Origin of the sequence: Orenia metallireducens (genome assembly GCF_001693735.1) — a bacterium.
Lineage (GTDB): Bacteria > Bacillota > Halanaerobiia > Halobacteroidales > Halobacteroidaceae > Orenia > Orenia metallireducens.
Genome location: NZ_LWDV01000006.1, coordinates 228,674 through 242,274, shown reverse-complemented (window position 1 = coordinate 242,274; position 13,601 = coordinate 228,674). Strand labels below are relative to the sequence as shown.

The following is a 13,601-nucleotide window of genomic DNA, read 5'->3' as shown; positions in this document are numbered from 1 at the left end:
GGTGACTTGATAGTAGGAATTATTCTATTAAATTAAATAAAAAGATATATAATTATTAAAGAGAAAGGAGGTAACACTATGAACCCAATCTTATCAACAGTATTATACTCATTTTTAGGTATTGTTCTATGCCTACTAGGTTACAAAATCTTTGATATTGCGACTCCTTTTAAGTTGGATGATGAAATCCAAAAAGGTAATACTGCAGCTGGGATAGTAGTTTCAGGAATATTTATTGCAGTGGCTATTATAGTAGCAGCATCAATAATTTAATCTCTGAATAAGAAGTACATAATTGTTCTAAGTAAATATATTCGTTATATGCTAGAAAATATAGTAAGAGATTATACTGAAAAAGACGTCAATTTTGACGTCTTTTTGATTTACAGTTATGTCTTATTTTAAGAGATAACTTGGAGATAGATATTGCTTATATGATAAGCTAAACTATTATCCTTATTATCTTTTATCTTATAAAATTTTATAATAATTGATCCCCACTATTAACAAATAATTTGGATAATTAAAGGTTTTATTATATAATATAGACATATTATATATGTTTAAATTTGGCTATAATTATACAAAAATCAAGGAAAGGTGGGGAAGATGGGAAAAGATAACAAGTATAGGACCAATAAGATTAAACAAGAACATACTATTATAGAGGATATTCTGCCTTTATTAGAGAAAGTAGCAGAATTAGATATAATTAAGAGTATAATTCCAGGTAGGATTAATCGTCGTGGTGGTAGTGGAATTCCCCCGCATCTAAAGTTGAAATATCCTACTCCTAGTGGAATCAAAATTTTGGCTAAAAATAGTTCATCTATTCAAGAAGTTTTTGTAGTGACTGATGATGTAGATCAAGCTATGAAATTAATTAAAGAGATAAAATTTGTAAAGTAGGATTGGTGGTATTACTGAATTGGGTGCACAGAGGCAGTAATACCACTATTTATTTGTTTATTATCAAATACATAATTATGTAGTAAAACCAATTAATTTTAAGAAATCAAATTGAATGATTTTAAAGGAAATACAATTATTATGTAGAATAGAGATATATAAGACAATCTTAGTAGAAGTTATAAAGATTATTAAATCATAGTAGTGGGCTTTTAGTGACAATAAATTGTTAAGTCTTAAAGTTTATGAGACTAATTTTAAACTAAGATTTAATTTAGACTTATGTAAATTAAATTATCTAAATATAGATATTTCCACAGAGTTAGTGGAAGAACTTTTATAGGTATATAAGAGGGAGGAGGCTTTTTTGTGAAGAATAAGTATGGAGTGGTAATTTGTTTAGTAATATCTATTTTCTTTAGTAGTTCAATTATCTTTGCTAGTGAGTTGCCTTTTGAAAAGTATAAGGAAGGATTAATGTCCTTTGAAAATCAAGACTGGGCAGAGGCTGACCAATATTTTGATGAGATTATTTTGGAAGATTTATCTTACTCTGAATATTTAGCAAAATCTCTTTATTTGAAGACGATTTTATTGGCTGCGGAGATAGATAGAGATGTACAGTTACAGAAGGTTTTTGCAAGTGGTGAGAAAGCAGTCTCTTTTAAAGATAAAGAGCTTAAAAAGAAGTTGAAGAACAAAACCAATGATTATGAGTTATCTGCTAAAAGGAAGGTGGATACACTGATTGGATTGGCAAATTATTTATTAGCCAATCTTCCACCATTAAACATGGAGATTGATTTTATCAATAATAGATGGGATTATAACCCAGAGTGGCTTAATACTATTAAAAAGGGTAAGATGATTCCAGAAGAGAAATTAAGTATATTAGAGAATGGACTTTTAGGCGAGAGAGTTAAGGATTATCTAGATTTAACTTTGGGGGTAGATTCCTTTAATAATATCTTTGTAGTGAATGCTGAAAAAGGAGATAACTTATATTACTTAGCCAAGGAGTACAATGTTCCTTTAGATTTATTATTAAAGATGAATAAACATATTGAAAACCCTGATTTAATTTATCCAAATGAAAAGATATATGTTCCTAAGCGTAGTAGTTATGCTGTTAATTATCCAGCTTATTTCTATTATATATCTAATATCTCTTATCAAGCCAATAAGGAGCGCAAAGAAGATATTACTAGGTTGGTCTTTAGGGCATATCAACTGACCAGTGAAAAATCACATGTTCCTTACCCAGAGGATTATGAGATATTTATGGAGGGAATAGAGATTCAAGATTATCAACAGAAGGTTACAGCACAAGCAAAAGAGATTAAAACACAAGATCAAAAAATTAATGAAATAGAAGCAAAATATAATGAACTAATGAAAGAACTAGAAGAGTTAAAGTCTAATTTAGATAAAGATAGTGAGAAGAATAACAGTAATGATATTTTATTAGAAGGTAATAATTATGAAAATTATGACCCTGCTAAAGACCCTTTGACTTATTAATTACTTTTATAAATATATTTAAAAATTAGTAGATGTAAAAATGTTCCGAGGGTTTAAGCCAGCCCTCGGAATTTAGTTTAGGGAGGACTATTAATGAAAGAATACATAGGATTTTTATCAATAATTTACATAGTAATTATCATTGCTAAATTAAAAGCTAATGAGAAGAGTTTTGAACATTATATTGCTGAATATCAAGAAATAAAATTTCAACTAAAGCTAATCAGTCAAAGTAAGAATCCTTTTGTGATGATGAAGTTTAGTAGTGCACTACTATATATTCTATTGGTCTTATACTATCTGGCAAATATTTTTATCTTCTCTAATTACCCTTTAATTAATCTTTTTAGCTATACTCTAATTATATTGACTATAATTAGATTAAGTAAAAAAGTAACTATAAATTCTGTACAGGATTTTGAGAAGAGAATTAAATTTAATAGAAGAGATTATCTTAAGCAGCAGAGATTACAATTTTGTTTAGGTTTACTTGAATTTGCCTATGCTTTTAATGCTTTAATTCTTGTTAGTTTTTATTATTAATGATAGGTAGCCTAAAAGGCTATCTAATTTTTTTATTAAATTCTTTGGTATTGATAATGGCTTGTAAAAGATTGATAACACCGTCTAACTCATCTTCTTTAATATACCTAACATTTCTGACGTCATGGGTTTGAATTCGTTCTAAATCTGTTACTATTTTCTTTAGTCCAGTTAGATTTGTATAGTCTAGCATATCAGCTATCCTCCTTGATATTAGGTATTTATTCAGGCTTACTTATAGTATTTGTTAAAGCTAGGTTAAAGATGTTAGTAAAAATAGTTAGTAGTAGTTAATATTAATTAGTTATTTAATTCTATCTTTAAATCTAAGTTGTTGTTACTAATATAGATAAAATTTTCAAATTTAAAACTCTATTTTGACGTCAATTCTCACAAATCTTGAAAAATTAATTCAATATATTTTTAAATAATATTTTTTGTATTTCCTATCTAGATTTTATCTATGGCTAAATAAGCTTAATTCTTATGCTCCTTATGAACCGTAATTTAAGATTGAATGACTATAATTTATTATAAAAAATTTACTTTTAAAATTTTTTATAGTAAAACATTGATATAATTGATAATAAATTATATAATTATATTAAATAAAAATTTGAGGGCAATCTTTTTAGAAAGAACCCCGGTTAATTATTAAAAAATTTTTTAATAATTAATCGGGGTTTTTGCTTTTGGATATAAGTTTTAGGGTAAAATATTTAATAAAGGGTGATTTAGATGAATAAGACTATAAGATTAAAGTATAGAAAAGGAGTCAAAGAGAGATATTTATTACCCAAGTTATATAAACTAGGTTATCAAATCTCAGATATAGAATCTGATGCAAAGTTATTATTAGAAAAAGGTAGACGGAAGGTTTATGTCAATGCGGAAGTACTTGTTAGAGTTAATGGTTTACCTGGTTTAGTTGTTTCTGTTAGAGCTGGAAATGAAGAATTGAATGAAGGAGTAAAGAGGAAGATGTTATCTTATTCTCGTTTACTTTCACCTCCTGCTCCTATATTAGTAATGACAAATGGCTTAGAAACTAGAGTTTACAATACTCATACTGAGCAGGAGTTATCGCAGATTCCTAGTAAAGATGAATTGAAGGATTATATTAGAAACCAAGAGATTTCTCCTAAGTTGAAAGAGGAGTCCTTAAATAATTTAATTTCTTCAATTTCATTATGGGATAAGAGTAGAAGAAAGAGTCCATATCATATTTATAATATGAGGGCTTTTATTGATATCAGTGAGAAAACAGTCTTTAATAGTAAATTATTTCATAATCATAATTATTATCCTAATTTAGTAACTAAAGATGATGAGGTCTCTATTAGAGTTAGCAGTAAGAGGAAGTTAGTAGATAAGATGTATATATATTATACTACGGATGGTACTTTACCAGAAGGTGAAAGAGGTAAGGTGATTAATGGAATTCAGCTGGAGTTAGAGAGAAGATATACAGAAGTAGATTCAGCTAAGGAACAGATGGTTGATTGGTGGGAAGCTAAGATTAGTGCTCAGGAGGATGGTACAAGGGTCAGATATATCATTGAAGGTTATAATAGCCATGAAGGGATATCCTATTTTGCGGACAATAAAGATAAATTAGCAAAAGCAAGTAACTTTTCTTATTTAGTGCAGGATTATCAGACTCCTCAATGGGCTAAAGAAGCGATAGTCTACCATATTATTATTGATCGCTTTTACGATGGTGATCCAAGCAATAATTATGATTTAGGCCTTGATCCTTTTAGTTATCAAGGTGGTGATTTGCAAGGAATAATTGATAAGTTGGACTATATTAAGGATTTAGGTGTAACGGCTATTTGGCTATCTCCAATCTATGAAGGCTTGTATTATCATGGCTATCATATTACAGATTTCTTGGGAATTGATAAGCATTTTGGTGATACTAACTTATTAAAGGAATTGATTGATTCAGCTCATAAGAAGGGCTTAAAGATTATTTTAGATTTTGTACCAAATCATTGTTCTAATCAACATCCTTTCTTTAAGGAGGCACAACAAGATAAAGAGAGTGAGTATTATAATTGGTTTAAATTTACTGATTGGCCTAACCAATATGATGGCTTTTTTGGATTAAAAGAACTGCCTCATATCAATAATGACTATCCTGAAGCTAGGCATTATACTATTTATGAACATTTATTAAAGTGGCTAGAAATCTATGATTTTGATGGTTTAAGAATGGATTATGCCTATGGTTTATCCCATGATTTCTGGACTGAATTAAGAATAGCTATTAAACAGGTTAAACCTGATGTCTATGTCTTTGGTGAAGTCTGGGAAGGTCCTGGGATTACAAATAGATTTGCTGGCGAGTTGGATGGTTGCTTTGATTTCTCTTTGGTGTGGAGCTTTAGAGAGTTATTTATTTATGGTAGTAAGAGTGTATCAGATTTTAAAGATGATTTAGATTATTTAGACAATTTTTATGAAGACGAATTTATCTTATGTAGATTTTTAGATAATCATGATATGGTTCGTTTCTTATGGGAAGCAGCAGATGATAAGAGAAGACTAAAATTAGCAGCAACCTGCCAGTTCACTTTAGCAGGAACTCAGTTTATCTATTATGGTACAGAGGTAGGGTTATCACAAGAAAATGATTGTCGAGATGATAATACAGGAGCAATTGTCTATGATTATTCCCGCAACTTTATGTTATGGGGAGAAGAGCAGGATAAAGAGTTGTATAGCTTTTATCAAAGATTATGCAATATCAGAAAGAATCATCTATCCTTAAGTTTAGGTAAGAGAGAGGATTTGCTTGTTGATGATAAAAGGGGGATTTGGGCTTATATTAAAAGCTATAGTCAAGAAGAGCTGCTTGTTATTTTAAACTCTAAAGAGCAGGAAGTAGAGGTAGAGTTAGATTTAAGTAAGTACAACTTGGCTAATCAGAAGGGATTAGTAGATCTATTAAATGATAGAGATTATAATCTTATAGATGGAAGATTAAAATTAAGAATACCAGAGTTGTCAGGAGTAATTTTAGGGCATTAATATCTAGATGTTTGGGAATATGAATTGACTAAAATTAATTAAATTCTTTGAAGTAAATAAGTAAATATTATATAATGAAATAGTTACAAATATAAGAGAGCAATTTTGCTCTCTTATATTCTTTTATTGTCATTTAAGAGCAATAGTTGTTAAAATAGATAGTAGGATAGCATTAATCTTGCTATGAATAAAGGATTTTTCAGTTAAGATGGTGAAAAGCTATATAATAATTAGACAAATTAAAATATTATTTATAAATCTACTAGTATATAAGATAATAAGTTATAAGAGGAGTGACTTTTTAAAATGAGTAAAATAGGGTTATTAAGTTTAGGTTGTGCTAAGAATCAAGTGGATTCTGAAATTATGTTGGGATTAATCAAAGAGGGTGGGCATGAGATAGTTAAGAAGTATGATGAGGCTGAAGTATTGATAGTCAATACTTGTGGATTTATCTCTGATGCTAAAGAGGAGTCTATTAATAGCATTTTAGAGTTGGCAGAGTACAAGAAGGAAGGTAACTGTAAATTACTAATAGTAACTGGTTGTCTATCCCAAAGATATAGTGAAGAACTAGAAAAAGAGATGCCAGAGGTTGATGCTATTATAGGGACAGGAAACTTTGATGAGATTGTAGAGGTTATTAATGATGCCTTTAGTGGAAAGAAGAGAATAAAGGTTACTGATCCTGAATTTGATTATGACCGTTACCTACCTAGAACTAATCTAACACCAGACCATACAGCATATGTCAAGATAGCAGAAGGTTGTAACAACTGCTGCTCTTATTGTATTATTCCCCAACTAAGGGGTACTTTAAAGAGTAGGTCAATTGAAAATATTAAACAAGAGGTTGAGCAATTGGCTAAAGCAGGTGTTAAGGAAGTTAATATTATTGCCCAAGATATAACTCAATATGGAATTGATCTTTATGGTCAGTCAAAATTAGTTGATTTGTTAAAGGAGTTATTAACTGTTGATACTATCAAATGGTTTAGGCTGTTATATGCTTATCCAAGCCATTTAACCGATGAGATGATTGATGTGATTGCTACAGAAGATCGTATCTTAAATTACCTTGATTTACCGGTACAGCATGCCGATGATGAGATTAGAAAGCAGATGAATCGTGGTGGTACTAGAGAGGATGTATTAAAGACCGTCAAGAAGTTACGTGAGAGGATTCCTGATATTACTTTAAGGACTTCATTGATTGTAGGGTTTCCAGGAGAGAGTGAAGAACAGTTTAATACTTTAATTGATTTTGTTAAGGAAGCAGAATTTGATCGTTTAGGAGCCTTTACTTATTCTCAAGAAGAAGGGACTGTAGCTGCTAAGATGCCTTGTCAAATTCCTGAAGGAAGAAAGCAAGAAAGATATGAGAGGGTAATGAGTATACAGGAAGATATCTCTTATCGAAGAAATCAGGCTTGGGTTGGTAAAGTAGTTGAAGTTTTATTAGAAGAGGTTCAGTCAGAAGAACCAGTTATTATGGTTGGAAGAACTCGTCGAGATGCTCCTGATGTTGATGGAGTTATCTATGTAGAAGGTACATCAGCTAAGATAGGTGATATGATTAAGGTTGAGGTTACCGATGCTTATGAGTATGATTTAGTAGGAGTGGAGATTGAATGAATTTAAATTTACCTAATAAATTGACTTTAATTAGAATTACTTTAGTACCAATCTTTATGGCTTTTTTATTGTTTGAATCTCTAGGTATTGCAGGAAGGTACTTGGCTTTAGGAGTCTTTATTCTGGCTGCTATTACCGATGCTTTAGATGGCTATATTGCTAGAAGAGATGGGTTAGTGACTAATTTAGGAAAATTTATTGATCCTTTAGCTGATAAATTATTGGTTTCAGCTGCTTTTATCTCTTTAGTTGATATGCAGGCAATCAGTGCTTGGCCAGCAGTTATTATCATTAGCCGTGAATTTGCTGTTACTGGTTTAAGAATTTTGGCTGCTGCAGAAGGAGTTATAATTGCAGCAAGTAATTTAGGGAAGTATAAAACCAATGCTCAGATTTTTTCCGTCATATTTTTAATCTTAAGATTGCCTTTTGCCGAGATTTTATTATGGGGTGCTGTAATATTAACTCTAATCTCTGGTCTAGATTACTTATTAAAGTCTAAGGAGTTGATTAGTGAATGAAAGGATGGAGCATGGATAAGGTGATAGAATTTCTTGCCACTGGATTTTACAGTGGACTTAGCCCTTATGCCCCAGGAACAGTAGGGACTGTAGTAGCAGCTATATTACTTTGGATTGCTTTTAAGCTTGGGATGGGATTAGTAGGTTTTCCATTAGTTTTTATAATCTTTATAATTGGTACTTTTCTCTCCCACTATGCTGAAAATCTCTTTGGTGAGAAGGATGCGCCACAAATTGTAGTCGATGAATTTGCAGGTCTATTGGTTGCTATGTATAATTTACCAGTTACTATGTTGATTCCTGCTTTTGTATTATTTAGAGTATTTGATATTTTAAAGCCGCCCCCAATTCGCAATTTACAGAAGTTTCATGGTGGGGTAGGGATTATGTTAGATGATATTTTGGCAGGATTGATAGCCAATCTATTAATTCAATTTATTGTACATTTTGCTTAGGATGTGAGAGTACTATGATTTTTCATAGTACTCTTTTTTTATTCTTTCCTTAAAGATTATATTCTTGAGAAATTTTTATAATATTAATGTAATTAACTTACACTAATATTATTATCTTGATGTAATGAACAGGAGGGAAGGAAATGAAGGCGAGAATATTTAATCATAAAGTTTTTATAACTTTAATATTATTTTTAATTATAATTTTATTTAGGATAAATAACAATTCATTACAGGAGTATAATCAAAGTAATGACTTAAAGCCTATTATAATAGATAAAAATAGGAGAGTATTTGGCAAAGGTGAACTTAGATATAATTATGGTGTACCCTATTTAAAGTTATCAGGAAGTAACTTTGAAATGGGATTACAGTATGGGGTGTTAATGAGAGAAGAGATACATAGTATTTATCAGAAATTAAATGATTATAAAGAGGAGTTTATTTCAAATACTTCATGGTATATTAGACCCTTTGGTAATACATATTTAGATTTAAAGTTAAAGTTTATGCAGAATCGAATTCCTAAAGAGTATAGAAGAGAGCTACAGGGATTGGCCCTTGGGGCAGGAATAACTTATGGAGAAGCATTGTTTTCAGCCTTGGCTCCAGAATTATTTGGTTTTGGATGTTCTACTTTCTTAAAAAGGTTGGGTGATCGGTTAATAATGGCTAGAAATTTTGATATTTCTCCTGATTTTTTAGCTGATTATCCCATTGTAATAGATTTTAATCCTGTAAATAATGGTAATTTTAAGAGTTTTGGCATTGTAGGGGTATTAGGAGTAATTACTGGGATGAACCAAGAAGGGTTGGGGGTTACTTTAAATGCGGTTAAAACTGCAGAAGTAAATAAATCAGATGAGATACCTATTCTATATAAGACTAGGAGAATATTAGAGAATTCTACTAATCTTAAAGAAGTAGAGGGGAGACTAGAGGATTATAACTCAGATCTTGGTTGGGAGATGATAGTAGGAAGTGCTAAAGAGGATAATGGAGTAATTTATGATCTTTTTGGAAGTGAGCTTAGAAAGAGTCCTCTTAATCAAAGAGATAGTCTTTTAACAACAAACTTCTTTTTAAATCAAGAGATGCGCCATAAATATATGGAGGTATCTGTAGCTGAGCATCCCAATAATATAGGTAGATATGAGAATATTGAAGGGAATTTAAGAGATAATAATGTAGAGAAGATTAATGATATTATAAATATCTTAGCAGATATCGATTTTTACAAATATAAGGATAACTTAGATTTTAGTATGCTTACCTTTACTGCTAATAAATATAGTACATTGCAGACAATTATTATGGATTTAACAAAAAGAGAAGGATACTTTGCTAATGCTAAAGGATATTCAGCCTTTGCTCCCTTTTATAAATATGGTTGGAGTTTTGCTGATATAGAACTCTACAGAGAAGAGGATAAGCAGATAAGAGAGTTAGCTCAAAGTTTAGGGCATAAATATAATCAGCTTTTAAAGATTTATCAAAATAAGCAATATCAAAATTTATTGCAGAAGATAGATATTACAAAGAATGATATTTCCCTTGTTGAACTAGACCTCTTATTTAAAGTTTGGAAAGAGAATAAAGATATTGTTGATGAGAATCAGTTATTGGAAGCTATAGATTTTAATTTACAAAGGTATCGTGATTTTAGTCTACTTTATATTATGAAAGGTAGGATATTAGTTTATCTAGGTCAAATTAGCCAAGGGATTAAGTCTTTAAATCAGGCTTTAGATTTAGCCAGTGATTATTCAGCTTATAAAGTTAAGATATATAGTTATCTTGCTGAAGGATATTTTAAATTGAATAATAAGGAAAAGGCATCTGAGTATGCCAGTAAATGTATTAATTTAATTCAGAAGTTTGCAGTAGGAACTTTAGAAGAAGAGCTATCTTCTCAAGTAGATAAATATATAGATTAAATCCCCTTAGTGATGGAAATAGAAGATATTACAACAGGCAGGGGAGCTATACTTGCTCAAACTTCTTCTATTTTACAAGAAGTCTACTTATTTTCTTTAAGTATGCAATAAAATTTAATCAATCTTAAAATATCTCAACATCTTTAATTAAAGATGTTGAGATATTTTATTATATAGTATTTTATTATCTCTATTTACATATTTAAAGGAATTTTAAATCTAATACTAGAAATTATAGATATATCTTATAGCAAAGGAGAGAGATTATAATGGCCTTTAGAGATAATCGTGTAATGTTATTAAAGTGTGATGATTATGATGTTCAGTTAATAAAGGAGAATATAAGAAGAGGATTGGAGCCTTGGGGTGGACTAGAGGCTTTTGTTAAGCCTAATCAGCAGGTACTTCTAAAAGCTAATTTAATTATAGCAAAAAAAGCAGAAGAGTGTGCTACAACTCATCCAGCTATAGTTCAAGCGGTAGCAGAGCTGGTACAGGAGCTTGGAGCAAAGGCTATTATTGGAGATAGCCCTGGTGGCCCTTTTAATGAATCGATGATGAGGAGAGTTTATCGTAAGACTGGGATGGAAGAAGTGGCTAAGAAGGCTGGTGCAGATTTAAATTGGAATTTTGATGAGATTCCAAGCTCTTTTACTGGAGGTGAGGTATTAAAGAATATAACCTTAGGTAGATTTATCAGTGATGCTGATGTGATAATCAACTTACCTAAATTTAAAAGCCATGGGCTGACCAAGATGACTGGTGGTGTTAAGAATATGTTTGGAGCTGTTCCTGGGTTATTAAAGGCAGAGTACCATATGAAGATGCAGGAAATTAATGACTTTGCCAATGCTTTAATGGATATAGCCTTGGTTACTAAACCTAATTTGACGATTATGGATGGAATTATAGGTATGGAGGGCGAAGGTCCTACAGGGGGAGAAGCAATCAAACTAAATACTATATTAATCAGTCCTAATCCTTGTGTATTAGATGTAGTCATGGCTAAGATAGCTAAAGTAGATCCATTATCAATACCTACTATTAAAGTTGCTAAAAAGAGAGGACTTGTTTACCAATTAGAGGATATTGAAATCCTAGGTGAAGAAGTAGAGGAGTACTCCTTTGTTGCACCAACTATCGATAACTCTGCTGAATTATTGAGAATGCGGTTACCTGCACCAATTGCCAAGTGGGTAACTTCTTCTTTGCGACCTAAGCCTATATTCAAAGAGAATAAATGTGTACAATGTGGTGTTTGTATTCAGAGCTGTCCACCAAAGATAATCACTAAGACTGGTAATTGTGTAGAAGCAGATTTGGATAAGTGTATTAGATGTTTCTGTTGCCAGGAGCTATGTCCTAAAGAGGCTGTTGATATCCATCGACCATTTTTAGGAAGGATATTATTTGGAAAATGATTAAGATAGATAAGTTTTTCCAAAGACTAATACAAGTAAGAAATTAATTTGGTGTTCAAGGTAGGAAAGGAGAAGTTATATTGAAGAAATTAATAAGTTATATTCTTTTAATCTTAATTTTTAATATAATATTAGCAAGTTCAATTGGAGCTGCAGAAGAGGCGGAAAGTGATTGGTGGTTTCCTTATATAGGTAGATTTAATGGTCAGTGGGATTTAAGTGTAGGTGCTCATTTTTGGAATGACCATTTTAAATTAAGAAATTTACAATTAAAATCTAATATAGATTTGGCTCCTGGGATAAGGGTAAATTCAATCTTAAGGTCTAATAAAGAGCTTGATACAATTGAAGGTTTCGACCCTAATTTTGATGAGTTATACATAGAGGGCTATGGTTATCACTATGGGGAGTTAGGTACTTTAAGTGGAAGCTTAAAGGTAGGTAATATAAGGTACTTAAGATTTCCAAATCCAGATTTAATATCTACCTTTGACCAAGTACCAGGAACTGAGGATTTACGTTATAAGGATGTTGAAACTGGCTACAATGGTCAAATGCTTACCTTAGATTATAGTAGTAAATATGGTTTAGGATATCATGTAACAGGTATAAATTGGGGATTTGGAGAACGGAACGGAAGCAATTTAATAGAGAATTATCTCTTCTATCGTGATAGATTTGGAATGGTAGATTTTGAAGCTAGAGCTGGAGATTTACCCCTTAGACATCCTGGAGGTCCAGTTAAAAGAGAGGGGAGACCATATCAGTTAGGCAGAAGTGGTTCAGGTTATAGTGTTTATTTAGGATTAGATTGGAAAGGGTATAAAGTGGGAGCTTTATATGAAAATCTGCTAGATGAAAAGTTTGATGAGAGAGATATTAGAACAGGAGTTATGGTTACCTTTAATTTCTCGAAAGTAACAGAGTTTTTAGGAAGAGTCCGTTTTGATTATACTCGTTCACCAGAGGGATTTGTAAATCACCTTCCTTTATTAGAGGGTAGAATCGGAAGTATTAAAGAAAAAGCACCTGATGGTGCAGTTTTAGTAGGAGAGATTGAAGCTAAACGGATAATTACATATTGGCAGAATGGGCAGGGAAGGAATTTCTATGAACATAGACTGTCCCATTGGGGGAATACAGATGGAGATAATACTATTGTAGTTATAGAAGAAGACCCATGGTATTTAAGGTTAGAGTCTTTAGTCAGCCCCCATACTTCCTTTGAAAGCTGGGAGGATATAAAAGAGTGGGAGAAAGATCGACAAGGACCAGCTCAGTTAGAGCAGTTAGTTACCTATAAGTTTTATAAAGTAGAGTAAATAAAATAACCTGCAAAGTTCAATTTTGCAGGTTATTTTACGATTAGCCGATAATTATGAATCTTAATCTAGTTTTTTATGGTTACTAAAATTAAAATTAATAAATGTTTAGTTATAACATTTAGAATATATCTGGATGTTATTTTTTTAAAATTGTTTTTAGTAGAGTTTTCTTATTTTGGAATTGCTTTAATTTAGTCTTCTTTAATTTTATTTCATACCATTCTGAAAAAATTAATGTTTTAGATTAAAATATTTTAATCTTTTTTTAATTTTCATTTAATCCTTTTAATATAGAATA

At 31.0% G+C, this 13,601-nt stretch carries 12 protein-coding genes; 11 read left to right on the top strand and 1 reads right to left on the bottom strand.

Annotated elements, in window-relative coordinates; translation table 11 throughout:
* Nucleotides 1-78: 78 nt before the first annotated feature.
* The 4 genes from U472_RS02445 (at nucleotide 79) to U472_RS02430 (ending at nucleotide 2,973) form a co-directional block, all read left to right on the top strand.
* Complete coding sequence (locus tag U472_RS02445) at nucleotides 79-273, top strand: DUF350 domain-containing protein (RefSeq protein WP_068715164.1); 195 nt, start codon at nucleotides 79-81, stop codon at nucleotides 271-273.
* A gap of 336 nt (nucleotides 274-609) precedes the next feature.
* Entirely contained in the window at nucleotides 610-909 is a 300-nt protein-coding gene (locus U472_RS02440) for a DUF2103 domain-containing protein (protein ID WP_068715162.1), read from the top strand.
* Between the two features lie 369 nt (nucleotides 910-1,278).
* Nucleotides 1,279-2,430, top strand: a complete 1,152-nt coding sequence (locus U472_RS02435) for a LysM peptidoglycan-binding domain-containing protein (RefSeq protein ID WP_068715160.1) — start codon at nucleotides 1,279-1,281, stop codon at nucleotides 2,428-2,430.
* Nucleotides 2,431-2,523: 93 nt separating this feature from the next.
* Nucleotides 2,524-2,973 (top strand): hypothetical protein, encoded by a 450-nt coding sequence (locus tag U472_RS02430; RefSeq protein ID WP_068715158.1) that lies wholly within the window; start codon nucleotides 2,524-2,526, stop codon nucleotides 2,971-2,973.
* Nucleotides 2,974-2,992: 19 nt separating this feature from the next.
* Here the strand turns inward: U472_RS02430 and U472_RS16685 are convergent, their stop codons facing one another.
* Entirely contained in the window at nucleotides 2,993-3,166 is a 174-nt protein-coding gene (locus tag U472_RS16685; RefSeq protein ID WP_172431882.1) for a hypothetical protein, read from the bottom strand.
* A gap of 545 nt (nucleotides 3,167-3,711) precedes the next feature.
* Between U472_RS16685 and U472_RS02425 the strand changes: the two genes are divergently transcribed.
* The 7 genes from U472_RS02425 to U472_RS02395 all read left to right on the top strand — a co-directional run bounded on the left by U472_RS02425 (nucleotide 3,712) and on the right by U472_RS02395 (nucleotide 13,300).
* A complete protein-coding gene (locus tag U472_RS02425) occupies nucleotides 3,712-6,009 on the top strand; it encodes an alpha-amylase family glycosyl hydrolase (RefSeq protein WP_068715156.1) in 2,298 nt (765 codons plus the stop codon).
* Nucleotides 6,010-6,315: 306 nt separating this feature from the next.
* On the top strand, nucleotides 6,316-7,644 hold the full coding sequence (gene rimO / locus U472_RS02420) for a 30S ribosomal protein S12 methylthiotransferase RimO (protein WP_068715154.1): 1,329 nt from the start codon (nucleotides 6,316-6,318) through the stop codon (nucleotides 7,642-7,644).
* Nucleotides 7,641-8,165: a CDP-diacylglycerol--glycerol-3-phosphate 3-phosphatidyltransferase gene (pgsA, locus tag U472_RS02415; RefSeq protein WP_068715152.1), complete on the top strand. Its 525-nt coding sequence runs from the start codon at nucleotides 7,641-7,643 to the stop codon at nucleotides 8,163-8,165. The genes rimO and pgsA overlap by 4 nt, the downstream gene beginning before the upstream one ends.
* Complete coding sequence (locus U472_RS02410) at nucleotides 8,162-8,620, top strand: phosphatidylglycerophosphatase A family protein (protein ID WP_083189705.1); 459 nt, start codon at nucleotides 8,162-8,164, stop codon at nucleotides 8,618-8,620. The genes pgsA and U472_RS02410 overlap by 4 nt, the downstream gene beginning before the upstream one ends.
* Nucleotides 8,621-8,763: 143 nt before the next feature.
* Entirely contained in the window at nucleotides 8,764-10,557 is a 1,794-nt protein-coding gene (locus U472_RS02405) for a C45 family autoproteolytic acyltransferase/hydrolase (RefSeq protein ID WP_068715150.1), read from the top strand.
* A gap of 269 nt (nucleotides 10,558-10,826) precedes the next feature.
* Nucleotides 10,827-11,978: a DUF362 domain-containing protein gene (locus tag U472_RS02400; protein ID WP_068715149.1), complete on the top strand. Its 1,152-nt coding sequence runs from the start codon at nucleotides 10,827-10,829 to the stop codon at nucleotides 11,976-11,978.
* Nucleotides 11,979-12,058: 80 nt separating this feature from the next.
* Nucleotides 12,059-13,300, top strand: a complete 1,242-nt coding sequence (locus tag U472_RS02395) for a hypothetical protein (protein ID WP_245684721.1) — start codon at nucleotides 12,059-12,061, stop codon at nucleotides 13,298-13,300.
* The last annotated feature ends 301 nt before the right edge of the window (nucleotides 13,301-13,601 follow it).